This window comes from Cyanobium sp. Copco_Reservoir_LC18, from assembly GCF_009834675.1.
Taxonomy (GTDB): Bacteria; Cyanobacteriota; Cyanobacteriia; order PCC-6307; family Cyanobiaceae; genus Cyanobium; species Cyanobium minutissimum.
The window spans coordinates 44,953-67,246 of sequence record NZ_ASAC01000010.1 but is presented as its reverse complement, the minus strand read 5'-3'; the positions used below and the strand labels follow the sequence as shown (position 1 = coordinate 67,246).

Annotated in this window: 28 protein-coding genes and 2 riboswitches; of the genes, 14 read left to right on the top strand and 14 right to left on the bottom strand. The window is 71.1% G+C overall.

Going from position 1 to position 22,294, the window contains the following annotated elements; translation table 11 throughout:
• Positions 1-49: 49 nt before the first annotated feature.
• On the top strand, positions 50-880 hold the full coding sequence (locus L107_RS04340; RefSeq protein WP_255451602.1) for an RNA polymerase sigma factor RpoD/SigA: 831 nt from the start codon (positions 50-52) through the stop codon (positions 878-880).
• A 19-nt stretch (positions 881-899) separates the two neighbouring features.
• On the opposite strand, the gene L107_RS04335 is transcribed toward L107_RS04340, so the two are convergent.
• Positions 900-1,046, bottom strand: a complete 147-nt coding sequence (locus L107_RS04335) for a lmo0937 family membrane protein (protein ID WP_106220816.1) — start codon at positions 1,044-1,046, stop codon at positions 900-902.
• An 85-nt stretch (positions 1,047-1,131) separates the two neighbouring features.
• The gene (locus L107_RS16595) at positions 1,132-1,485 is read right to left on the bottom strand and encodes a CsbD family protein (RefSeq protein ID WP_236550500.1); all 354 of its coding nucleotides are present in this window, start codon (positions 1,483-1,485) and stop codon (positions 1,132-1,134) included.
• Positions 1,486-1,690: 205 nt separating this feature from the next.
• On the opposite strand from L107_RS16595, the gene L107_RS04325 reads away from it, so the two are divergent.
• Entirely contained in the window at positions 1,691-2,266 is a 576-nt protein-coding gene (locus L107_RS04325; protein WP_159816615.1) for a TMEM175 family protein, read from the top strand.
• Here L107_RS04325 and L107_RS04320 read toward each other — a convergent pair.
• From L107_RS04320 to L107_RS04295, 6 genes are all read right to left on the bottom strand, one after another.
• The gene (locus tag L107_RS04320; protein ID WP_159816614.1) at positions 2,263-2,538 is read right to left on the bottom strand and encodes an MSMEG_0570 family nitrogen starvation response protein; all 276 of its coding nucleotides are present in this window, start codon (positions 2,536-2,538) and stop codon (positions 2,263-2,265) included. The two genes, L107_RS04325 and L107_RS04320, sit on opposite strands and share 4 nt — an antisense overlap.
• Before the next feature lie 89 nt (positions 2,539-2,627).
• On the bottom strand, positions 2,628-3,623 hold the full coding sequence (locus tag L107_RS04315; RefSeq protein WP_159816613.1) for a sll0787 family AIR synthase-like protein: 996 nt from the start codon (positions 3,621-3,623) through the stop codon (positions 2,628-2,630).
• Positions 3,620-4,279 carry an MSMEG_0567/Sll0786 family nitrogen starvation N-acetyltransferase gene (locus L107_RS04310; protein ID WP_201295802.1) on the bottom strand — a complete coding sequence of 220 codons (660 nt, stop codon included), beginning with the start codon at positions 4,277-4,279 and terminating at the stop codon, positions 3,620-3,622. Before L107_RS04310 ends, L107_RS04315 begins: the two co-directional genes overlap by 4 nt.
• A gap of 8 nt (positions 4,280-4,287) precedes the next feature.
• Complete coding sequence (locus L107_RS04305) at positions 4,288-5,427, bottom strand: MSMEG_0568 family radical SAM protein (RefSeq protein ID WP_159816612.1); 1,140 nt, start codon at positions 5,425-5,427, stop codon at positions 4,288-4,290.
• On the bottom strand, positions 5,420-6,439 hold the full coding sequence (locus L107_RS04300) for a Nit6803 family nitrilase (protein ID WP_159816611.1): 1,020 nt from the start codon (positions 6,437-6,439) through the stop codon (positions 5,420-5,422). Before L107_RS04300 ends, L107_RS04305 begins: the two co-directional genes overlap by 8 nt.
• Positions 6,440-6,922: an MSMEG_0572/Sll0783 family nitrogen starvation response protein gene (locus tag L107_RS04295; protein WP_035833359.1), complete on the bottom strand. Its 483-nt coding sequence runs from the start codon at positions 6,920-6,922 to the stop codon at positions 6,440-6,442.
• A gap of 188 nt (positions 6,923-7,110) precedes the next feature.
• On the opposite strand from L107_RS04295, the gene L107_RS04290 reads away from it, so the two are divergent.
• Positions 7,111-8,409: an MSMEG_0569 family flavin-dependent oxidoreductase gene (locus tag L107_RS04290; protein WP_159816772.1), complete on the top strand. Its 1,299-nt coding sequence runs from the start codon at positions 7,111-7,113 to the stop codon at positions 8,407-8,409.
• 10 nt (positions 8,410-8,419) lie between these two features.
• On the opposite strand, the gene L107_RS04285 is transcribed toward L107_RS04290, so the two are convergent.
• Positions 8,420-9,055 carry a HupE/UreJ family protein gene (locus tag L107_RS04285; protein WP_159816610.1) on the bottom strand — a complete coding sequence of 212 codons (636 nt, stop codon included), beginning with the start codon at positions 9,053-9,055 and terminating at the stop codon, positions 8,420-8,422.
• Positions 9,056-9,080: 25 nt separating this feature from the next.
• A riboswitch (cobalamin riboswitch) is annotated at positions 9,081-9,246 on the bottom strand.
• A 50-nt stretch (positions 9,247-9,296) separates the two neighbouring features.
• Positions 9,297-9,456: riboswitch (cobalamin riboswitch) on the top strand.
• A 24-nt stretch (positions 9,457-9,480) separates the two neighbouring features.
• Here L107_RS04285 and L107_RS04280 point away from each other — a divergent pair.
• Positions 9,481-10,089: a HupE/UreJ family protein gene (locus tag L107_RS04280; protein ID WP_159816609.1), complete on the top strand. Its 609-nt coding sequence runs from the start codon at positions 9,481-9,483 to the stop codon at positions 10,087-10,089.
• A 4-nt stretch (positions 10,090-10,093) separates the two neighbouring features.
• Here L107_RS04280 and L107_RS04275 read toward each other — a convergent pair whose 3' ends face one another.
• The 4 genes from L107_RS04275 to L107_RS04260 are packed head-to-tail and all read right to left on the bottom strand — an operon-like array spanning position 10,094 to position 14,458.
• Entirely contained in the window at positions 10,094-11,089 is a 996-nt protein-coding gene (locus L107_RS04275; RefSeq protein WP_159816608.1) for a BadF/BadG/BcrA/BcrD ATPase family protein, read from the bottom strand.
• Complete coding sequence (locus L107_RS04270) at positions 11,080-12,405, bottom strand: IctB family putative bicarbonate transporter (RefSeq protein ID WP_159816607.1); 1,326 nt, start codon at positions 12,403-12,405, stop codon at positions 11,080-11,082. The genes L107_RS04275 and L107_RS04270 overlap by 10 nt, the downstream gene beginning before the upstream one ends.
• The gene (trmB, locus tag L107_RS04265; RefSeq protein ID WP_159816770.1) at positions 12,405-13,130 is read right to left on the bottom strand and encodes a tRNA (guanosine(46)-N7)-methyltransferase TrmB; all 726 of its coding nucleotides are present in this window, start codon (positions 13,128-13,130) and stop codon (positions 12,405-12,407) included. The genes L107_RS04270 and trmB overlap by 1 nt, the downstream gene beginning before the upstream one ends.
• A 2-nt stretch (positions 13,131-13,132) precedes the next feature.
• Positions 13,133-14,458 (bottom strand): FIST N-terminal domain-containing protein, encoded by a 1,326-nt coding sequence (locus tag L107_RS04260; protein WP_159816606.1) that lies wholly within the window; start codon positions 14,456-14,458, stop codon positions 13,133-13,135.
• 60 nt (positions 14,459-14,518) lie between these two features.
• Between L107_RS04260 and L107_RS04255 the strand changes: the two genes are divergently transcribed.
• From L107_RS04255 to L107_RS04230, 7 genes are all read left to right on the top strand, one after another.
• Complete coding sequence (locus tag L107_RS04255; RefSeq protein ID WP_159816605.1) at positions 14,519-15,130, top strand: DUF3177 family protein; 612 nt, start codon at positions 14,519-14,521, stop codon at positions 15,128-15,130.
• 23 nt (positions 15,131-15,153) lie between these two features.
• Positions 15,154-15,525: a hypothetical protein gene (locus L107_RS04250; protein WP_159816604.1), complete on the top strand. Its 372-nt coding sequence runs from the start codon at positions 15,154-15,156 to the stop codon at positions 15,523-15,525.
• Positions 15,526-15,555: 30 nt separating this feature from the next.
• Entirely contained in the window at positions 15,556-15,828 is a 273-nt protein-coding gene (locus L107_RS16590) for a VOC family protein (RefSeq protein WP_236550499.1), read from the top strand.
• A 5-nt stretch (positions 15,829-15,833) separates the two neighbouring features.
• Positions 15,834-16,751, top strand: coding sequence for a hypothetical protein (locus L107_RS04245; RefSeq protein WP_236550498.1), 918 nt, complete (start codon positions 15,834-15,836; stop codon positions 16,749-16,751).
• 61 nt (positions 16,752-16,812) lie between these two features.
• Positions 16,813-17,325, top strand: a complete 513-nt coding sequence (locus L107_RS04240) for a hypothetical protein (protein ID WP_159816603.1) — start codon at positions 16,813-16,815, stop codon at positions 17,323-17,325.
• Entirely contained in the window at positions 17,273-17,860 is a 588-nt protein-coding gene (locus tag L107_RS04235) for a hypothetical protein (protein WP_159816602.1), read from the top strand. The genes L107_RS04240 and L107_RS04235 overlap by 53 nt, the downstream gene beginning before the upstream one ends.
• Positions 17,861-17,882: 22 nt before the next feature.
• The gene (locus tag L107_RS04230) at positions 17,883-18,833 is read left to right on the top strand and encodes an aldo/keto reductase (protein ID WP_159816601.1); all 951 of its coding nucleotides are present in this window, start codon (positions 17,883-17,885) and stop codon (positions 18,831-18,833) included.
• On the opposite strand, the gene L107_RS04225 is transcribed toward L107_RS04230, so the two are convergent.
• The gene (locus L107_RS04225) at positions 18,834-19,502 is read right to left on the bottom strand and encodes a TetR/AcrR family transcriptional regulator (RefSeq protein WP_201295801.1); all 669 of its coding nucleotides are present in this window, start codon (positions 19,500-19,502) and stop codon (positions 18,834-18,836) included.
• Between the two features lie 118 nt (positions 19,503-19,620).
• Between L107_RS04225 and L107_RS04220 the strand changes: the two genes are divergently transcribed.
• The 3 genes from L107_RS04220 to L107_RS04210 all read left to right on the top strand — a co-directional run bounded on the left by L107_RS04220 (position 19,621) and on the right by L107_RS04210 (position 22,186).
• Positions 19,621-20,328, top strand: coding sequence for a Coq4 family protein (locus tag L107_RS04220; protein WP_159816599.1), 708 nt, complete (start codon positions 19,621-19,623; stop codon positions 20,326-20,328).
• 11 nt (positions 20,329-20,339) lie between these two features.
• Positions 20,340-21,530 carry an MFS transporter gene (locus L107_RS04215; protein ID WP_159816598.1) on the top strand — a complete coding sequence of 397 codons (1,191 nt, stop codon included), beginning with the start codon at positions 20,340-20,342 and terminating at the stop codon, positions 21,528-21,530.
• Between the two features lie 236 nt (positions 21,531-21,766).
• Complete coding sequence (locus L107_RS04210) at positions 21,767-22,186, top strand: hypothetical protein (RefSeq protein ID WP_159816597.1); 420 nt, start codon at positions 21,767-21,769, stop codon at positions 22,184-22,186.
• Positions 22,187-22,294: the final 108 nt, after the last annotated feature.

The window sequence follows — 22,294 nt, the reverse complement described above, 5'->3', positions numbered from 1 at the left end:
CAGATTTCGCCATTCCTAGGCTCGCTGATGTCCCTCTTTTCTGGTTGCCATGTCAGATTGTTTTGGGGACTATCTGCGCAGCATCGGTCGTATCCCTTTGCTGACGCCTTCCGAGGAATTGCACCTCGGCGCCCTGGTGCAGGACTGGCGCTCCCAGCCGGCCCCTGCCCCCAGCGAGGAACGGCGAGGGCGCCGCGCCTTTGCCCGCATGGTGACGGGCAATCTGCGTCTGGTGGTGTCGCTCTGCAAGCAGCAGCACAACCGCATCCGGCAGATGCATCTGGATCCGATGGATGTGGTGCAGGCCGGCAACCTCGGCCTGATCCATGCGGTGGAGCGTTTCCTGCCCGAGCGCGGCTACCGGTTTTCCACCTATGGCTCCTGGTGGATCCGCCAGGCGGTGCACCGCCATCTCCAGGAAACGGCCGGTCTGATCCGGGTGCCGCCCCAGATGGCGGCCCTGGCCCGCAAGGTGCAGGCCCTGCGCCATGCCTCCCCCGAGCCCCTGACGCTGGCCGCCATCGGCCTCCAGCTGGGGGAGAGCCCGCGACGGCTGGAAACCGTGCTTCAGGCCTCCCATGACCTGCAGACCCTCTCTCTCGATCAGGCCCTGGGGAACACGGACGGGGAGGTGAGTCTGAAGGATCTGATCGGCGATCCCTCCGAGCCCGGCCTCCGGGACGATTACCTCTGGCTGCACCGTGCCCTCGTCCAGCTGTCCCCCTTGGAGCGCCGGGTGCTGCGCCTTCGCTACGGCGGCCCCGAGTCCCCGTCGCTGGCGAAGATCGGCGAGGGCATCGGCCTGTCCAAGCACAAGGTGCAGCATCTGGAGCGCAAGGCCCTGCTGACGCTGCGCCGTTGCCTGGCGGAGGAGGGCTGATCCGCCCGCCGCTGGCACGTCACACGGTCCGACCACTGATCAGTCGGGCCGCGATCACGATCAGGGCGATCACCAGAAGCAGATGGATCAGGCCGCCCAGGGAGGTGGACGTCACCAGTCCGAGCAGCCAGAGAACCACCAGAACGACGGCAATGGATTCCAGCATGGGGTCCTGCTTGTGATGGTGAGGCGTCGGTGACGCGTGGGTGGATGGTCCAGTGATCTGACGGTTCAGTGATCAGATGGGCCGTTTACTTGATCTTGTTCGCCAAATTGTCGGTGGCCTCACTGGCCTTGCGGGCCACGGCCTTGGTGCCGTCCTTGACGGCTTCTTTGGCGTTCATGGCGGAGGCCTGCACCTGCTTGGCTTTGCCCTTCACCTGGTGACCCGTGTCGCCGGTGATTTCGCCGTAGGCCGATTCCATCTTGCCTTCGGCTTCCTTGGCTTTGGCGCCCATCTTGTCGGTCATGCTGGCGAAGGCGACCGGGGAGATGGAGTGTGCCTGGCTGGCCATCGCCATGGCAGGCCATTGGATCATCAGGGAGATCACCAGCGCCGCCATGGAGGCGAGGCTGAACAGGCGTCTTCGGATGCGATGGGTCATCGGATCGTGCTTTGCGGTGGTCCACCCCTTCTCTACTGAGCACGGTGCGCCGTGAAGAGTCCGGTCGGCGCCATCGGGGACCCCAGGAGGCGGCGTCCGGCCGCGGCTCAGTGGTGCCAGCTGGTCTGGGCTTTGTAGCGATTCATCTCTTTTCTGCTGCAGTCTGCGTCCATACCATAAGCAGCGAGATCCATGGTCAGGCCCCATGAAAACCACCCGTCTGGAGGCCTTCAGCGACGGTGTCCTGGCCATCGTCATCACGATCATGGTGCTGGAGATCAAGGTGCCCCACGACACCGAACCGGCGGCCCTGGTGCCCCTGATCCCTGTGTTTCTGAGCTATCTGCTGAGCTTCATCTATATCGGCATCTACTGGAACAATCACCACCACATGCTGCACACCCTGCAGCGGGTCAGTGGCCCGGTGCTGCTGGCCAACCTCCATCTGCTGTTCTGGTTGTCGCTGGTGCCCTTCGCCACCGGCTGGATGGGCCAGAACCCCAGGGCGATCGCCCCTTCGGTCCTTTATGGCGCCGTGATGATGATGGCGGCCTTGGCCTATTTCATCCTCCAGGGCCGAATCATCGCCAGCCAGGGCCCCGACTCCCTGCTGCGCCGGGCCGTGGGCCGCGACTGGAAGGGGCACACTTCCCTGACGCTCTATCTGGTGGCGATGCTGGTGAGCCTGCGTTCCCCGGCCGTTGGCCAGGCGGTCTATGGGCTGGTGGCCCTGATGTGGCTGATCCCCGATCGCCGCATCGAGCGGGTGCTGCCCGGCTAAGCGTTCTGAACGCGCACCAGCTCCTCGGCCGCGAAGGCTGCCGCCTGCTCCAGCAGGCGCCGTTCCTCCTCATCGGCCCGGGTGCAGGCGAAGCCGTAGCGGGCCCGCACCCGCTCGGAGGCCTGCCGCAGCGCCAGGGTGCCCCTGGTCCGCAGCTCCGCCACCGTCACGGTCTGGCCCGGGGCGAGGTGCTCGAGGATCACGGTGGAGGGGGAATAGAGGCGGCTCCTGCCCCCGTCCGGCCATTCCAGTGTCAGCTCCACTTCCGGCATGGCGCCCCCCACCACCCAGCGAAGCCATTGTGTGCCGGGCCCCTTCCGGTTGCGGTGGCGATCACGACAGGTTGATCACGACCGCACGATCAGGGCAGGGCCCCGAAGCCGGTGAGCGGCGCCTCTCCGCGCCAGATCTCCTGCTGCTGCCCCCCCGCCGCCAGCACCAGCCGCCGCTCCGCCGTGAACGTGCCGATCCGCGCCAGCAGCAGGCCGCCGCAGGCGGCGACCCGCTCCGCCAGCCGGCCCCCCTGATCGGGCCGGGCGGCCAGCAGGAAGCCGAAGCTGGGGAAGCAGGTGAGCCAGGGCTCCAGCGCCACCCCCGCGGGGGGCTGGATCGCCCCCAGTTCCAGGGTCAGGCCGCAGCCGGTCGCCTCGCAGACCATGGCGGCGGTGCCCACCAGGCCGCCCATGCTGATGTCCTTGGCGGCATGGACGCTCCCATCGGCCGCCAGATCCGCCATCAGGGCCAGCTGGCGCCGCAGCCGGGCGGGGTCGGCTTCCGTGGCCGCATCCCAGCAGAGGGAGTCGCCGCGGAAACCGCCGTTCGGGTCGATCAGCAGGTGGCAGTGGTCGCCGGGGCGGGCGGCGCGGGCCGAGAGCACCGGGCCGGTGGCCGTGCCCAGCACCGCCACCGCCAGGGCGTCGTAGGGGCTGTGCAGGTTGGTGTGGCCCCCCACCACCGGCACCCCGAACACCTCGGAGGCCCGGCGCAGGCCCGCCAGGATCGGCTCCGCCCGGCTGGCGTCGCGGCACCAGAGGCTGTCCACCACCGCGATCGGGGTGCCGCCCATGGCGGCGATGTCGCTGAGGTTCACCAGCACCCCGCACCAGCCGGCGAACCAGGGGTCGGCGGCCACCAGGGCCGGGTCCAGTCCCTCACTGGCCAGCAGCAGCGGCGTGGCCACCGCCGGCAGCAGGGCGGCGTCGTCGCCGAGGGCCGCGGCGGGACCCAGCGCGGGAAAGGGCTGGTGGGGGAAGGTGGCCGCCGGGGACTGGATGTCGGTCTTGCCGGTGAGGCCGCTGAGCTGGCGCAGCCGGGCGGCGAGGGCCGCCAGATCCGGATCCTGCGGCCCGCGACTCACGCCGCCGTCACCGCCACCGCCGCCGTTTCGCCCACCGCCAGGGGGCGCCGTTCGTGGCCGGGCTGGTAGTAGGCGAGATCGGCCTCCATCAGGTGGTGGGGCAGGCCGCGGATCTCCAGCGTGTCGATCGAGGTCCAGTGCAGGCGCTGGAAGAAGCGCACGTTCTGGAGCTGCACCGTGGCCAGGAAGCGGTCGCAGCCCCAGCCGTTGGCCGTCGTCACCGCCTTCCAGATCAGGCCCTTGCCGATCTGGTTGTGGCGGCGGTGGTCGCCGTGCACCCCGAGCCGGCCGCCGTACCAGAGGCGGGGCCGTTCCTCCAGGATCCGCACCACCCCCACCACGCCGCTGCCGCTGCCGGCGCTGTGGTCGAGGGCGGCGATGGGATAGGCGTGGCCATCCTTCTCGTCCCGGTCGGTGGCCTCGAACAGGTGCTGCTCCTGGCAGAAGATGGCGCTGCGCAGCTGCCAGTAGCCCTCCTCCAGGGGCGTGCCGCGTCGCAGCAGGTGGAAGGAGAAGCGCTGGGAGCTGGCCGTGGGCGAGAGGCGGAAGTCCTCGGCCTCGATCGCCACCCCCCGCCGCACCGAGGGGGTGAAGGCGGCCGGTGCCGAGCTGGCGCTGCGGCCGATGTCGTGGCTGGAGGGGTCGATGAAGAACATGGCCGCGCTCAGGGGATGGCCGGCTCCGGGCCGGCTTCGAACAGGGACAGGGCCGAGCAGGCGCCGCACTTGGCGCAGCCGGCCGCCATGGCCTCGGACCGCAGGTCGGAGGCCCGCAGCCGGTCGCCCACCGCCGTGTAGACGGCCACCATGAAGTCGGTGGAGGGGGCGGGATGGGCCTCCAGGGGGGTGCCGGCGATCGGCACGAAGGGCACCACGAAGGGGTAGACCCCCAGGGTGATCAGCCGCTCGCTCACGGCCACCAGCGCATCGGCGCTGTCCCCCAGCCCGGCCAGCAGGTAGGTGGACACCTGGCCGCGGCCGAACACCGCCACGGCTTCGGCGAAGGCCTCCATGTAGCGCTCCAGCCCCAGCTCCGATTTGCCGGGGAGGATCCGCCGCCGCACCTCCTCTTCCACCACCTCCAGGTGCATGCCGAGGCTGTCGACGCCGGCGTCCTTCATGCGGCCGTACCAGGCCGGGTCCTCGGGGGGCTCGCACTGGGCCTGGATCGGCAGGTTCACCCGGGCCTTGACGGCGGCGGCGGTCTCGGCCATCAGCCGGGCGCCCCGGTCGTCGCTGTTGGGGGTGCCGGTGGTGAGCACCAGCTGGCGCACGCCATCGAGACGCACCGCCGCCTCGGCCACCTCCGCCACCTGGGCCGGCGTCTTTCGCACGAGGGTGCGGTCATCCTCCAGCGACTGCTCGATGGCGCAGAACTGGCACGACTGGGTGCGGTCGCGGAAGCGGATGCAGGTCTGCAGGAGGGTGGTGGCCAGCACGTCCCGGCCGTGCAGCAGGGCGATCGCGCGGTAGGGGATGCCGTCGGCGGTGGTCAGGCCGTAGAAGTTCGGCTCGGGCGGGGTCTCCACGGCCAGGGCCCCGGTGACGCCGCCTGCCGCCGCACCCGTGCCGCTCACCTCCAGGCCGCCGCCGGCGGCGGTGTCCAGCCGGTAGGGCGAGCTGCCGGCCAGGGCGTTGTAGACGGGCACCATCACGGTGGTGCCGTCGATGCTGAGGGCGCGGTGATCGGAGGGGCCCGCCCCGCCGCGGCGGCCGGGGTTGCCGGGCACCGCCGGGTCGACCACTCCGTGCACCTGCAGCTCGGTGAGCCGGCGCCCCAGAGCGCGGCGATCGTGCTCAGCCATGGTGCAGCTCCTCCAGCAGCGTCAGCACCGGGGCCGCTTCGCCTGGAGTGCCGGCCGCGGCGAATCCGGTCAGTCCGGCCTCGGCAGGCCGCTCATGCAGCTGGCGGGCGGGGCTGCGGTCGATCCGCAGCCCCAGCAGGTCCGGGCGGCTGTAGTGGCCGACGCTGTCCATCATGCGTTTGCGTTTGGTGATCAGGCTCAGGTCGAGTTCGGCGATGGCCAGGCCCTCGCCATCGGGCAGGGGCCCGGTCAGGTAGCGGCCCTCCGGGCTGATCACCGCCGTGTGGCAGCCCCCCTGGCAGGCCTTCTGCAGCACCGGATCGGGCGTGATCGTCTCGATGTCCTCCGGCTCCAGCCAGGCGGTGGAGGAGATCACGAAGCAGCCGGCCTCGAGGGCGTGGTGGCGCAGGGTGACGGCGGTCTGCTCGGCGAAGATCGGCCCTACCAGGGAGCCGGGGAACTGGGCGCAGTGGATCTCCTCCCCCTGGGCCATGAGGCTGAAGCGGGCCAGGGGGTTGTAGTGCTCCCAGCAGGCCAGGGCACCGATGCGCCCGAGGGCCGTGGGCACCACCTGCAGGCCGGCCCCGTCCCCCTGGCCCCACACCATCCGCTCGTGATAGGTGGGGGTGAGCTTGCGCCGCTTCAGCACCAGCTCACCGGCCGCATCGATCAGCAGCTGGGCGTTGTAGAGGCTGCCCCCGTCGCGCTCGTTGATGCCCAGCAGCACGTGCAGGCCGAGCTGGCGGGCGGCGGCGGCGATGCGGCCCAGGGCCGGGCCGGGCACCGTCACCGCCTGCTCGTAGAGCTTCAGGTGCGACTTGCCCATCAGCACCGGCGGCTCCACGAAGGAGAAGTAGGGGTAGTAGGGCAGGAACGTCTCGGGGAAGACGATCAGCTGCACCCCGGCCGCGGCGGCCTCCTTCATGGCCGCCACCACCCGCGCCACAGAGCCGTCCAGGCTGTAGAGCACCGGACGGATCTGGGCGGCGGCGACGGTGACCGTGGACGGCATTCAGAGGGTCCAGGTGTCGAGGATGAAGGCGCCTTCCTTGCGGTGCAGCAGCACGATGTCGAGCACATCGAGGGGGTTGACCGGGATGATTCCGGGGATCAGGGCGCCTTCGCCGTGGCCGTAGAGGGCCTGGAGGGCGAAGCGGCAGGCGTAGACCTTGCCGCCCTGGTCCATGAACTTCTGGATGCGGGCGCCGAAGTTGAGGTGGCCGTCGAAGGCGGCGTCGCCCAGCTTGGGGAAGCCCCGCTGCAGCCCCAGGGTCACGCCCGGGCCGTAGAGCAGGATCGAGGTCTCGAAGCCCTTGTTGATCAGGCGGCTGGCCTGCAGCAGGTTCACCAGGCCGATGGAGCCTTCGAAGGCCACGGTGTGGAAGGTGACCAGGGCCTTCTCACCGGGTTCGGCCTTGACGTCGGGAAAGACCTTCTCCTCGTAGTCGACGAGGAACTCACCCGTCTGGTTGGCGGGACGGCTGACCTGGGGCATGGGGAGGTGCGGTCGGTGGAATCGGCATGGGGGACCGTGCCACGGATGAACTTTTGTTCTGTGTCGCCGATGCCACCGAATGCCGCCTCTCGCCCATCGCCGTCGGCGGGGGGATCCGTGGCGGTCGTTACAGGGCGTATCGGCTGCGGCAGCCAGCATCGGATCTCGTTCAGGAGCCGGAGCAGAGCGTGGCCAGGGGTTCGGAGTCGGCGCAGCGGCATGCGGTGGTGGTGGTGGGCGGCGGCCAGGCGGGCCTGTCGGTCGCCCACTGCCTCCAGAAGCGGGGGGTGCGTCCCCTGGTGCTGGAGCGCCACCGCATCGGCCATGCCTGGGCCCGCCAGCGCTGGGAGTCCTTTTGCCTGGTGACGCCCAACTGGCAGTGCCGCCTGCCCGATTTCCCCTACGACGGCGACGATCCCGAGGGCTTCATGGGCCGTGAGGAGATCGTCCGCTACGTGCAGCGCTTCGCCGACCACATCCAGGTGCCGGTGCGCGAGGGCGTGGCCGTGAACCGCCTGCAGGCCAGCGGCCACGGCTTCCTGCTCTCCACCGACGAGGGCGCCATCGAGGCGGAGCAGGTGGTGATCGCCACCGGCGGCTACCACCGCCCGAAGCGCCACCCCCTCGCCGCCCGGCTTCCCGAGCGGATCCTGCAGATCGATGCCCGCGACTACGACAGCCCCGCCACGCTCCCCCCCGGACCGGTGCTGGTGGTGGGCAGCGGCCAGTCGGGCTGCCAGATCGCCGAAGACCTGCACCTGGCCGGCCGCCGGGTGCACCTGAGCGTCGGCAGTGCCCCCCGCTCCCCCCGCCGCTACCGCGGCCGCGACGTGGTCGACTGGCTCGATCGCATGGGCTACTACGCCATGCCGATCGACCAGCACGCCGATCCCAGGGCGGTGCGGAGCAAGACCAACCACTACCTCACCGGCCGCGACGGCGGCCGGGAGATCGACCTGCGGCGCCGGGCCCTTGAGGGGATGGTGCTGCACGGGCGCCTGGCCGACCTCGGCCACGACCGCATCCGGTTCGCCGGCGACCTGGCCGCCAACCTCGACGGGGCCGATGCCGTGTACAGCCGCATCTGCCGCAGCATCGACGACCACATCGCCGCCCAGGGGCTCAGCGCCCCCGAGGAGCCCCCCTATGTCCCCTGCTGGACCCCGCCCCCCGGTCCGCCGGAGCCCCTCGACCTGGCGGCCGAGCCGCTGGCGGCCGTGATCTGGTGCACTGGCTACCGGCCGGATTTCTCCTGGGTGGAGGTGCCCGTGTTCGACGGCGCCGGCCATCCGGTCCACGAACGGGGCCTCACCCGGGTGCCGGGTCTCTACGTGCTGGGCCTGCCCTGGCTGCACACCTGGGGCTCGGCCCGGTTCTGCGGCGTCGCCGAGGACGCCGAGTATCTGGCGGAGGCGATCCGCCTGCGGGCCTCGCGCCAGGCCGCCAGCCAGGAGCGGCTGGAGTGCACCGCCCTGCTGGGCACCTGAGCCCCCAGGCTCAGGCCACCAGGGCCGACCAGGTGAAGGCCAGGCCGATGCCCATCAGCAGACCGGCGGTGATGTTGACCGCACCGCTGGAGGCCGTGCGGCGCCAGCGACGCACGGCCGTGAGGGCCACCAGCAGCAGCAGGCTCTGGCTCACCAGCAGACCCACCAGATAGAAGCCGATCGGGGTGGGCTCCCAGCCGAGCACGGCGCCGCTGAGGGCGTAGCCGTGCAGCAGGAAGGCGGGCACCAGCACCGCCGGGGGCAGGCGCCGGGCCAGCACCAGGCCGGTGAGGGCCACCGACAGGGCCACCAGCGGCTCGATCCAGGGGAAGCCGGGCAGGGCCAGCCCCAGGGCGTTGCCCACCAGCCCGCAGCCCAGCAGGGCCAGCACCCAGCGGAAGGGCTGGACAATGCCCACCAGGCCGATGGCCAGCAGGAACAGCAGGTGGTCGGGGCCCAGGATCGGGTGGGCCAGGCCACTCAGCAGGCCGGAGACCACGCCGGGCTTCATGCCGGTGAGATCCATCAGGTGGTGCGCCGAAGCGGGCGCCGCCAGCAGCAGGGGCAGGGCGCAGACGGCAACCAGGGCGATGGGTGCGGCGATGGGCAGGACGCCGCGCCGCTTGGCCAGGGAAGGCAGGTTCATGAATGTTCTCCGGTCCTCGCCGGCAGGAAAGGTGTCAAGGGGAGGTGAGCGTTCTGACTGAGGACGCCGGGGCGGGGGGGCACGGTGTCCATCACAGCTGCGGGACAGCGGCGGACTTGGGTCACCCCGCACCGCCTTTCCTCCTTGCGTCCTCCCCGTGAAGGGGAGGAACCTCCTGCGCGCCATCCTCCCCCCTCCCTGGTCAGAAGCTGCGGTCATCGGGCGGCAACGTCACGGGCTGCGGGCACAATGGGTGGACGGTTCCCGGGGTCCACCTCCGGGAGGAAACGAGGAAAGTCCGGTGCACGGCAGGGTTTTCCCTTCCACCATTCCGGCGCTGTCCCGCAGCTGTGATGGGGTCACCCTCAGCCAGAACGCTCGCCGTGAACCGTTCCTTCCATCCCCGGCGCGGACCGGGACCCTCGATGACCCACTTTTCCGGCCTGCGCTCCTGGACCCTTCTGGGCAGCGCCGCCGCCCTCGGTTTCGTGCTCGTCGGCCAGCCGGCCCAGGCCCATGGCCTGGCCCACGGCGGCCTCGGCTACGGCTTTCTCCACCCGATCACCGGCGTCGACCACCTGCTGCTGCTGATCGGGGTGGGCGCCGCCGCCTCCTACGTGTCGGCCCAGCTGCTGCTCTGGGGCCTGGCGGGTGCGGTGCTGGGGGGCCTGGCCGGGGCCATGGGCTTCACCATGCCGTTCGCTGAAGTGCTCGCCGCCCTGGCCATCTCGGCGGTGGCGCTGCTGGTCCTGCTGTCCCACCGCGCGGGCCGCAGCCCCGGCCTGGCCTTCGGTGGCGGCCTGGTGGCCGCTGCGGTGGCCCTGCACGGCGCCCTGCACGGCGGCGAGGCCCCTGCCGATGCCTCCGCCCTCGGCTGGTGGGCCGGCGCCCTGGCCGCCTCGGTGCTGGTCAGCGGTGGGTCCTTCCTGCTGATGCGTCGCCTGCCCCTGGTCTGGACGGCACGGCTGGCCCTGCTGCTGGCGGTGCTCGGCGGCGCCCTGGCCCTCGCCCCGATGGGCGTGCTGGTTCGCTGAGGCCCTAAGCCTCTGCAGGCTCCTGCAGCAGGGCCGCCGCCACCGCCAGGGCCCCCTGGCAGGCATCGCCGGCGGGCCCCACCAGGCGGCTGCCGGGCAGGTCCTGATCCAGGCTCCGGGAGAAGGGGCCCCGCAACTGCTCCAGGTGGCGCAGCGCCCCCCCCATCGGGCACACGGCCGGAGCCGCTAGATCCAGGCTGCGGGCCACCCCCGCCGCCATCGCCGAGAGTGCTTCGGCGTTGCGTTCCATCACGGCGACGGCCCGGGGGTCCCCCGCGGCGGCGAGCCGATCGAGCACCGGGGCCAGCCGGGCAAAGCCGGCGGGGCCGAACCCGTCGGCCACCACCAGTGCCTTGAGCCGCTGGGGAGCCCCAGGATCGTCCGGCTCCAGATCCAGGGCCTGCCACAGGGCCCGCCGCAGGGGGGTCTCGGGGAGTCGGCCATCGGCCATCTGCAGGCTCAGGGCCAGGCCGTCCCGGCCGATGTCCATGGCGGAGCCGGCCCCATCCAGCAGCCAGCCCCAGCCGGCGCAGCGGTGCTCGCGGCCGGCGCCGTTTCGGCCGACGGCGATCGTGCCGGTGCCGCTGATCACCACGATGCCCGGGCCGCCGGCGAAGGCTCCCCGCAGGGCGGTGCGCTCGTCACCGGTCACCACCACCCGCTCCGGCTCCAGCCCCAGGACGGCCGCCGCCAGGGCCTGTCCCTGGGCCTGCACCGCCGTGCCCTGCTCGATGCCGCTGGCCCCCACGGCGGCGGCCACCACCACCACGGCCCCGCCGGCGGGCTCGCTGGTGGCCAGGGGCGCCAGGGCCCGCCGCAGGCTCTCACGCAGGGCGGCCGCGAAGCGCTCGGGACCCTCCGGGGCGGCCAGGTGGCAGACACCGGGACCCTCCCCTTCGCCCACCACCTCGCCCGGCCCGGCCGCCCTGGCATCGCCGGCCAGGGCGAGGCGGCAGGTGGTGTGGGTCTGACCGGCGTCGAAGCCGGCGATCAGTCGCATGGCACGGGATCCGCCGCCGGTGCCGCGGAGGCCGCCAGGGTGGCGAGGCTGAACAGGGCGGTCAGCTGCACCTCGGGCCGGAAGAAGATCGTGTCGGTGAGCCCCTGCACCCCCAGCCCGGCGAAGACGGCCACCGCCGCCAGGCAGGGCAGGGCCTGGGGAGCCGTGCTGCGCCACTGGCCCAGGCCCACCTTCACGGCGCTCAGCAGCAGGCCCAGCCCCGCCAGCAGGCCCGGGATGCCGGCCTCCACCAGCAGCTCCAGGGGGATCGAGTAGGCGCTGAGGGCGTTGAACTTGGGCTGCTGATACAGCGGATAGATGAGGTTGAAGGCGCTGTTGCCGGGGCCGATGCCGATCCAGGGGCGGTCCTGGATCATCGCCAGGGCCGAGGTCCAGACGTTCATGCGGAAGTTGTTGGAGCTGTCCTCCCGGCCCGCCAGCAGGCTCATCACCCGCACCCGCAGGGGCTCCACCTGGGTGACCAGCAGCACCAGCACCACGGTGGCCCCGGCCAGCAGCAGCAGGGGGAACAGGCGCCGCCACAGGGGCGGCCAGTCGCGGGTCTGGCGCAGCACCAGCAGCAGGGCCAGCAGGCCCAGGGAGGCCACCATGCCCATCCAGGCGCCGCGGCTGTAGGTGAGCACCAGGGCCACCAGGCCCAGCACCAGGCTGGCCAGGGCGAACAGGCGCCGGCCCCGGCCCCGCCAGCGCAGCAGGGCCACCACGGCCAGGGGCAGGATCGGCAGCAGGTAGCCGCCCAGCAGGTTGGGGTTCTCCAGGGTGCTGTAGATGCGCACCGTGCCTTCGGCCACGGAGTTGCTGTCCGACCAGCGGGCCAGGGCGCCGGGGGCCTCGTAGAGCTGGCGGATGCCGATCACGCTGGTGACCAGTTCTCCGGCCAGCAGGGCCCCCACCAGCCGGTCCCACCACAGGGGGGCGGCCGCCAGCAGCTGGCGCATCAGGGCGTAGACGCTCAGGTAGCTGAGCAGCTTGGCCAGCCCCACCAGGGCGGCCTTCGGCACCGGCGAGAAGCCGGTGGCCACCACCGCCACCGCGATCACCAGCAGCAGCCAGGTGTTGATGGCCCCCAGGCGCCCCGGCGGGGTGCGCAGGGCCCAGACCACCCAGAGCAGGGCGGAGGCGGCGATCAGCAGGCTGAGGCCGGAGCGGGTCACCAGGGGCAGGCCGGCCAGCAGGGCGCAGAGGATCCAACCGGCCACCACGGGCAGGTGGGCGCCGAGGCGGCCGGCGGGCAGGCCGGCCAGCAGCCCCTGCCAGCGCAGCAGCAGGGGCACGGGAGCTGGGGCAGGCACCATCAATCCGCGGCGGCGTCGTGGCGATTATCGGTGCCGTCGCCCGTGGCTTCCAGGCGGGTGTCCAGATGGCGTTCCAGCTCGGACAGTGGCGGCAGGGGGGCGGCGCGGCGGCGGTAGAGGCTGCGGTGCACCGGCTTGCCCTCGGCCAGCACCTGGGCTTCGCGCTCGGTGGCCACCGGCAGGGGATTCCGCTCGGGTCCGCCTTCCTCGGGCCCGGCGAGCTCGAAGGCGCCGCTGGCCTCCACCAGCTGGCGCATCGGCGTGATCAGGCCCTCCACATCGCTCTGCAGGAACAGGCGGCGGCCGGGGGCGAGGGCCGCGGCGATCGCCAGCAGCAGGGCGGGCTGCAGCACCCGGCGCTTGCGGTGGCGCAGCTTGAACCAGGGGTCGGGGAACTGGAGCGTCACCAGCTCCAGCTGCCCGGGGCCCAGCAGCGCCAGCCACTCCGGCAGGTTGACGTTGGCGTTGCCGTAGAGGAAGCGCAGGTTGGTCAGCCCGTCCCGGCGGCGGTCGGCCTCGGCGGCCTCCACCAGGGGCCGGCGGATCTCCAGGCCCAGGTGATTGCGCTGCGGCGCCAGGGGGGCCATCGCCAGCAGGAAGCGGCCCCGGGCGGAGCCGATGTCGAGGTGGAGGGGCAGGGAGGGATCGGCGAACAGCTCGACCAGTGGCGGCAGGGGCCGCGCCAGCTGGTGGATCCGGCTGAGCGGGTTGACGTGCTGACGCACCATCAGAGCGGCGCGGCGGTGCCCCCGGGCGGGTCGTTGGGCACCAGGAAGCCCCAGCTGGCGGTGTAGCCGTGCAGGTGGGTGGTGCCGCCCACCGGACCGATCTCGCCGTTGCAGAACAGGCCGGCGATCGGCACCGTGCCGAACACCTCCCGGCAGAGGCTCACGTCACCGTCCGCCTGGCCGTAGAGGCCTTCGCCCCGGCCCAGGCAGGCGAACAGGAAGGCGGCCAGGGGTTCGCTGCGCCGCCGGGCCTGGCCGGCCAGCAGCTGGCGGGATTCGTCCCGGGAGGCATCAGCATCGCGGAGCTGGAACTGGACCTTCTGGCCGACGCGCATCCGTTCGCCCACCGCCACCGCCCCGTTGCGGGGGTCGACGCCGATCAGGTTGCGCACCAGGAAGGAGCCGGGCGCCTCCGGCGCGGGGGTGAGGTCGGCGGTGGGGAGGCTGAAGTCGCTGCGGCCGACGCCGAGGAACAGGGAATGCTTCACCTGCTCCCGCTCGGCGGGGGTGAGGTCGGTGAGGATCGACTGCAGGGCGGCCACGGGGCTGTTGCGGGTGCTGCCGCAGCTCACCTCGATCACCACGTTGCGCTGGGCCTGCTCCACCTCCAGCACCGGGCCGATGGGCCGGCAGCCCTGGGCCACCAGGGGATCGAGCCGCCAGGCCCCCTCGATGACACAGCCCACCGCCCCGGTGCGGACCGTGTCGGCGGGGTCGCCGTCGCTGGCGCCACTGCCACCTGTGCCGAAGAGCAGCGAGCCGTGGGCGGCGCTGTGGGGGCCGGCGATGCCCCCCACCTTGGTGGTGTTGGGGTAGGCGTAATCCAGGCCGCTGATCAGGTCGTTGATGGCGGTGCCGGTCGGATCGAGCAGCAGCAGCATCGACTGGCCCTCCTCCAGCTCGGCCCCCACCCGTTCCCGCCAGGGCTCGGCCGGACCGTCGAGGTCGGGCAGGGAGGTGGTGTCGATGGCGAAGGGGCGCAGACGGGCGCCGGGCAGCCGCAGCAGGGTGACGGCCAGGGCCGGCTGGTGCTCGATCTCGTGGGGAACCCCCGCCGTGTCGGTGCCCACCACGCCGCCGCCGACACAGCCCAGCCAGTGGGCGGCGTTGAGCTTCTGCTGCAGCAGGGGCAGCAGGCGGGGGAGGTCGCTGGCGTAGCTGGCTGAGGCGAACACCAGGGCCAGGTCGGCCTCGCCGGAGCCGCGGAGCTGCTCGAACACCTGGTTGACGGCTTCCTGGAGCGAGGCATCCCGGCCGAGGGCGGTGCGGCACCAGGGGCCGCCGGGACGACGCTGCAGCCAGGGAAAGGAGGGGAGGGAACCCATGGACGGACCCTATCGCCTGGGGGGCACACGGATAATGGCGCCTTACCGAACCGAGCGGACGTGCCGGAACAGCTCTATCGCTCCCTGGTCTGGCTCGACGTGCGGCTGGGGATGCTGTTCGCCGTGGGGCTGCCGCTGGTGCTGCTCGTCTGGGCCGCCCTGCGCAAGGAGCAGGCCCTGGTGCGCCTGATGGGCCTGTATTGGAAGGTGGCCAGCCTGCAGCTGATCGCCCTGCTGCTGCTCACCGACAACCGCCCCACCGGCTTCCTGCTGCTGGTGCTGGCGCCGCTGCTGGTGGTGGTGACCCTGTGGTTCTGGGTGGATCTCAACGAGGAACTGGCCGACATGCCCCCCTGGCGGGCCCTGCCGCTGACTCTGCGCATCTGGCGCTGGAGCCTGACCCTGCTGTCCCTGGGCGGGGCGAGCCTGGCGGTCACCGCCCTGCCCTGCATGGGCGGCGCCGGTCTGCGCCTCTGCCGGGCCTGGCTGGAGGCGCCGCAGGGGCTGCACGGCGTGGTGGCCCGGGTGTTCGCCTTCGTGTTCGGCGGCGAGTGGACGCCCGGTGTGGCCGCCTTCGTGGGCTACGCCGCCCTGGTGGCCTATGCGGTGGGGCTGCTGCAGTGGCTGGTGGTGCGCCTGCCGCGGCTGGGCCGGGTGGCCGGCGAGTTCTGAGCTGAGCTTCGGAGCTGTTCCCCATGACCGACACCACGCCCGACCCCGCCTCCCCCTCCGTCGCCGCCCTGCTGGCCGCGCTGGAAACGATCAGCCGGGAGCGCCCCGACCGGGTGCTGCGCCTGGTGGGCACCCTGCCGCTGCCGGAGCCGGATCCCTCCGGTGCGGGTGAGGAGCCCTTCGAGCTGCTGATCTTCCGCGGCTTCTCCAGCAGCGTCACCCACCCCACCGCCTTCGACCCCGACCAGCCGGCCCTGCCGGCCTCGGCCCGCATCACCGCGGCCCTGCTGCTCGCCGGCCCTCTCAACCCCAGCGATGAACGCGGCCTGGCGGGGCCGCTGCCGGCGGCGACCTACCTGGATCCAGGGGCCTGGGACGGAGCGACCGGGGTCTGATTTGGCGATCACGATGGGTTTGACGGGGTGATGCTTGGGGAGCCGGGAGGTACCTATCACTTCGAATTCACCACCTGTCGCCATCATCCAGTTCTCCCGACACCCACCCCGGACGATCTGATTGTCTTCTTTGTGCCGGACAGGCAGGAATGGTTGCAGCGTTGCCAGACCATGGAATCGGCGGGGTTCAAGTCCGTCGGTCCCTTCAATCCTTACTGGGAGCAACAGGGGCGCACGTTCGAAGACCACGATGGCTATCGCATCGTGTTGCAGGGGAGCTCCTGGAACAACCGCACGGAGTAGCTCGCATGAAGTCGCTCGGACGAAGCGTGCAGGCCCTCGGTAAAGTCATCGCCCGAGAGCCCCTGAGTCATTTGTTCCGCCCGACCCTCCGGTTCCTGCTGCCCCTGGCGGGTCTGGCCGTGGTGCTGGCCCATCCCGAGGCGGCCCGTGCCGGCGCCTGCGAGGACAGCTTCGCGCAGACGGGCAACCCCCTCTCCGGCACCCGCTTCCAGGCGCAGGTCACCATCGACGACCTGACCCCACCGGTGGCGATTCGCCAGCTGCGCGGCATCGCCGCCGGCCGGGGTTACGACATCCTCAGCGAAGAGGCCGACGACGGCAGCATGCTGCTGGAGCAGCCGCGATCGGGCTCGGCCCGGCCGTTTCCGATCATCGCCACCGCCCTCGCCGAGCAGGCGGCCGCCAAGGTGAAGCTGGAGGCGAAGCTCCCGGCCGGGATGCTGGCCGGGGCCGGTGGGGCGCGCACCGAACTCTGCGCCATGCTGAACGCCATCAAGGGCGGCCCGGAAGGCATCGCGGCGGCGGAGCGCAGCGCGGGGGCGGTCTCCTCGGCTGGCCCGGTGGTCATTGATGCCCTGGTGCTGTCGCAGCAGATCTCCCAGGAAGCCGACACCAACGCCGCCTCGATTCCCTCCCGCTACCAGGGCAAGACGTTCACCATTAAGGGTCGGGTGGCGCACGTCGCCAGGGACGGCAGCGCTTACCGCATCGACTACGACATTCCCCGCTCCACCAACGATCTGGCGATCAGGTTCGGCAAGTTCCGCTTCCTCACCCAGATCAGCTGCCTGGCCGCCAAGGGCCAGGGCGCCTATGCCCTCTCCCTGCGTGAAGGCCAGGGCATCCGGCTGACGGGGCAGTACAAGGACTACGACCCGGCCCGGCATGTGATGTGGTTCGAGGGCTGCCGGCCGGTGGATTGAGGGGCGGCTGACAGACAAAGCCAGGCGGGCTGGCCATCATGACGGGGCCGTCAGGAGGGCCATGGCCGCCAGGGACCCGATCCGGGACTTCTTCAGCTTCCTGCTGGGGGGCGTGCTCTTCACCATGGGCGCGTTCCTGTTCTTCAACCAGGTGATGGTGAGCTCGGTGCCGATGGGCCTGGGATTCCGCCTCGGCCGGCGCTTTTCGGGGGGCTGGGGTGGTGCGGGTTCGGCCTGGGGTGGCGGCTGGGGCGGCGGTTTCGGGATGTCCCAGGGGCTGGGGGGCGGCTTCGGCCTGCTGCTGATCCCGCTCACGGTCGGGGTGTGCCTGCTGTTCGCCCTGCGCAACCAGCGCTGGGGCTGGTTCCTGGTGCTGGCCTCGGTGGCGGCCCTGGCGGTGGGGGTGCTCCAGACCCTGATCATGAGCTTCCAGCCCACCTCCCTCTGGAACCTGCTGACGATGGTCGCCCTGATCGGCAGCGGCGGCGGGCTGATGTTCCGTTCACTGATGGCCTACGACGATGGCAAGGACCGGCAAGAGCGAGCGGACCGCGGCGAGCGGCAAGACCGTTGAGGACCTGATCGTCGAGATGGAGCCGGTGCCACCCGGGGGACGGCCCCCGACGCCGCCGGCCCTGCCGCCGGCGTCCGAACCGGCCCGGTTTCCGATCCTCCAGCGGCTGCTGATGGTGGCCCTGGTGCTGGTGGGCTTCGGCGCCGGCTGGCTGGCGGCCGGCCTGCGGGCCTCCCTGGCCGAGAAGCCGGCCGCCGGCGGGCGGGGCGAGACCCGCCAGGACCTGCTCGCCGATGGCTGGGCGGAGGCGGATCAGGGGGTGTTCACCCGCCGTTGCCAGGGGATCTGCCGCAAGCCCCGGCTCTACGGCGGCGGCATCGTCGATGTGATGGAGGTGGCCTGCCTGGAGCGCCCCTGCGGGACCATCCAGGTGACGTTCGATGTGCTCGACGGCACGGGCCAGGTGATCGGGGAGGTGGCGGAAACCAAGATCGGCCGGCAGGGGGAACGGCTGCAGTTCGTGATCGAATCGGATAAGCCGCAGGCCCGAAGCTTTGCGCTGCGCTCCTTCACCGCCCGCGCCAGGGTGGAGTGATGCTCATCCGGGGTTCAGCGCCTTGAAGACACTCCCCTTTGACGACGGCTCCGAGCTGCCGATGCTCGGCCTGGGCACCTGGAATTCCCCGCCGGGGGAGGTGGGGGCGGCGGTGACGGCGGCCCTGCGGCTGGGCTACCGCCATATCGACTGCGCCGCCATCTACGGCAACGAGGCCGAGATCGGCGAGGCCCTGGCCGCGGCGATCCGCTCCGGCCTGGTGAAGCGGGAGGAGCTCTGGATCACCTCCAAGCTGTGGAACAACGCCCATGCCCCCGAGGACGTGGCCCCGGCCCTGGAGCGCACCCTGGCCGATCTGCAGCTCGACCACCTCGATCTGTATCTGATCCACTGGCCGGTGGCGACCCGACCCGGCGTGCTGCTGCCGGAGGTGGCCGGCGATCTGATCGCCCTCGAGGCCCTGCCGATCGCGGCCACCTGGGCGGCGATGGAAGCGGCCGTGGAGCGGGGCCTGTGCCGCCACATCGGCGTCAGCAACTTCGGCATGGCCACCCTCTACGGCCTGCTGGGGCAGGCGCGGATCCGGCCGGCCATGAACCAGGTGGAACTCCACCCCTACCTGCAGCAATGCTCGCTGTTCGCCTTCTGCGAGGCCCATGGCGTGCACATGACGGGCTTTTCGCCGCTGGGGGCCCCTGGCCTCAGCCTCCCGGTGCCGTCAGGGAGCCGGCCGGTGCTGCTGGAGGACCCCACCATCACAGCGATCGCCACCCAGCGGGGCCTCACCCCAGCCCAGGTGCTGCTGCGCTGGGCCCTGCAGCGCGGCACGGCGGTGATCCCCAAGTCGGTGACCCCGGCACGGCTGGCCGAGAACCTCGCCGCCGGCGAGGGCGAGCTGGCCCCCGAGGACATGGAGGCGATCGCCGGGCTCGACCGGGGCCATCGCTTCATTGACGGCTCCCTGTGGGTGAAGGAGGGCGGCCCCTACACCCTGGAGTCGATCTGGGCCTGATCAGGCGGGTGGGCCAGCCCCGGCCAGCCGCCGCCGCATGTAAGCGATGGCCAGCTCGCCGGCTTCGGCCACCAGTTGGTCGCGGCGGCCCTGCTCCTGGGTGGCCGCCAGCCAGAGCAGGTGGCCGACGGTCTTGACCAGCACGTAGGCGAGCAGGTGGGCGTCCTCTTCGCCCAGGTTTGTGCACTCGCAGCCGGCCCGCTCCACCAGCAGGCCAGCCCAGTCGGCGATGAGGCGGGCGTCGGCCTCGGCCTCGATGGCCAGCAGCTCGGGGGTGGCGCTCTGCACATCCAGGAAGATGGCCGGGTAGCCGGGGTGGTCGCGGGAGAAGCGATCGGTGAGGGCCACGGCGGCGGTGATGGAGTCCTCCAGGGAGAGCGACTGGCCGTCCCCCTCATCGAAGAAGGCCCGAAGCTGCTCGTGCAGCTGCTCGGCGTAGCCCTCGGCGAGGCTGCGCAGGATGGCGCCCTTGTCGGGGAAGAACTGATAGAGGGAGCCGATCGGCACCCCGGCCCGGGCGGCGATGGCGTTGGTGGTGGTGGAGCCCACGGCGCCCTCCACGAACAGCTCCTCGGCCGCGGAGAGGATCCGCCGCACCCGCTCCTGGCTGCGGGCCTGGCGCGGCTGGCGGCGCAGGGGGGCGGGTTCGCGGGGAGTGGCGTCGGCCATGGGGAATCGGGCGCAGCCTGAAAACCTGAGCAATCCTCGCATCCCCGTTGACAAACGCGAGCGATGCTCATAATTTCATGCACGTGAGCAATGCTCATGTTTCTTCGCGCTGACCCCGATGACCACCACTGCTTTCCGCCCCACCACCGCGCTCTTCGAGCCCCAGGAGCTCCCGCCCCAGCTGTTCCGCGTCCTCGGCACCTTCGTGGCCATGAGCGGCGGCGACACCGACCTCGAGCTGGTGGGGGCCCTGGCCGACGCCCTGCTGGAGACGCCCTCCTATGCCCTGATGGCCGAGCAGCTGCGCCGCGATCCGGCCTGCGCCGCGCTGATCGAGGCGCGCTGGATCCCCCCGGCCCACGACCTGGCGCAGCTGGCAACACTGCCCGAGGGCAGCCTCGGCCAGGCCTACGCGGCGTCGCTGGCACGGCTGGGCTACGACCCCAACCTGCACGCCGGCATGGTGCCCGCCAGTGATGCGGCCTATGTGGAGCTGCGGCTCAGCCAGACCCATGACCTCTGGCACGTGGTCACCGGCTTCGACACCACGGTGACGGGCGAGATCGGCCTGCAGGCCTTCCATCTGACCCAGTTCCCCTACCCCCTGGGGGCCGTGCTCACGGCCCAGGCCCTGGTGTCGGCCACCCTCGGGGCCCCCGAGCTGCTGCCGGAGCTGGTGGAGACGATCCGCACCGGGCTGCAGATGGGCCTGGAGGCCAGGCCCCTGTTCGCCCAGCGCTGGGAGGAGGGCTGGGAGCGGCCGCTGGTGGAGTGGCGCGAGGCGCTGCAGCTGCGGCCCTTCGCCGAGCGGGTGGGGCAGCTGTGAGCGGGAAGGCCGTGGGCGGATCCCTGCTGCGGCGGCCCGGCTTCCGCTGGCTGTGGCTGGGCCAGACCCTGCTGTTCGCCGGCGTCCAGTTCTGGTTCGTCGCCGTCACCTGGCTGATGCTGCTGCGCACGGGCTCGGGCACCGCCCTGGCCCTGGTGCTGATGGCGGCGGCCCTGCCTCGGGGGCTGCTGCTCCTGCTGGGCGGCGTCCTCAGCGACCGCCATCCGCCCCGGACGATGGCAGTTCGGGCCGGAACGATCCTGGCGACGGCCACCGGGGTGCTCACCCTGCTGGCCAGCCGCGACGCCCTCGACCTGGGCCCGGTGCTGGCGCTGGCGGCCGTGTTCGGGGCGGCGGAGGCCTGCCTCTACCCCGCCGCCCTGGCCCTGCTGCCCCGCCTGCTGGAGGACCGCCACCTCGGCAGGGCCCACGCCTGGCTCCAGGGCAGCGAGCAGATCAGCAACGTGGCCGGCCCGGCTCTTGCGGGGCTGTCCCTGGCGGTTGCCGGGGCGACGGCGGCCCTGGCCTTCGACACCGTGATGCTGCTGCTCGCCGTGGGCTGCTTCGTGCAGATGCGGCCTTGCCTGGCCGCGGCGGACACGGCCCCGTCGGGGGGCCTGGGGCAGGGCCTGCGGGAGGGGATCGCCTTCGCCTGGGGCCACGGGGCGATCCGCACGGGCCTGACGCTGATCGCCATGATCAACCTGGCCGTGCTGGGCCCGGTGGTGATCGGCGTGGTGGAGCTGGTGACGCTGCGCTTCGGCGGTGGCGCCGCCAGCTACGGCTGGCTCCAGGCCGCCTACGGCGTGGGTGCCCTGGTGGGGGTCTGGTGGGCCGGCCGGTTCGGCGCCATTGCCCATCCGGGGGGCGCGCTGGGCTGGCTGTCGGCCGGGCTGGGGGCGGGCCTGCTGGGGCTGGCGGTGGCCGGCCAGTGGTGGACGGCGGCCGCCCTGCTGGCGGCGATGGGAATCGGCGGCGGCCTGGTGGGGGTGCTGGCCACGGCCTGGTTGCAACGGGAGACCCCGGCACCGCTGCAGGGCCGGGTGATGGCCCTGGCGATGCTGGCCGGCGTCGCCTTCGATCCCCTGTCCCAGGCCCTCTCGGGGGTGCTGATCGACATCTCCCTGCCGGGGCTGTTCGTGATCGCCGGGGGGAGCCTGCTGTTCACTGTGCCGTTTGCTTTGGGCAGTGCACGGGGGTGACCGCCTTGGGTTGGATCTTTTTGCGGGTCTTGAGCAGCTCAAGATGGGTGAATCGGCAAAACTTGGGTATCGCCGGTTACAGGTGGTTATCTGACCCGTGAATCATTGTTAGATAGTGGAAGTTGCGCTTAAGGCTGTGCAGCATCGCGATTTCAAGCCATCCTCCCTGCCGCTAGAAGGGTGGTTCTCTGATTGGGAGCACATGCGAAGAGTGGTTCACGTAACCGTCTAATGACTTGTTCGCCCAAAGTTCACTCATCAAACCACTGGAGAGTTCAATGCAAGAACATTACTGGGTTGTCGGCGCAATGTTTGGGGGGAGGGAAGACATGCTTGAAGAGTTTGTACGCCGAGGCTACTGGTACTGCTGGGATCCAAAGTTGAATCGTGAAATTCCTGAAAACGTCGCTGAATTGTTTCCAAAAATCAAGGCTGGTGATCGTCTTGTGGTAAAAAAGATGCTTGGGCAAGGTTCTTCGTCAATTCAAGTGCTCGCCTTAGGCATAGTCACCGATACTGACCTAGAAGAGTGGCGGGTGTATGTCAAGTGGCTCCTCACTGATCTTTCGCGAGAAGTCCCAATCAAGAACTTTATGGGCTCACTTCATGGTCCCGTTGAGGCCTCGTCATGGAGGGACAGTGCATTTTGCATCTGAATTCTTTACAGGCCTTAGGGCTAACTCCTACATCAAGTGGACCTGCCTGCGGCAGACCACTCATGTTGAACGTTAGACCGCCTAACTTCCCTTCAAGGAAACTATCCA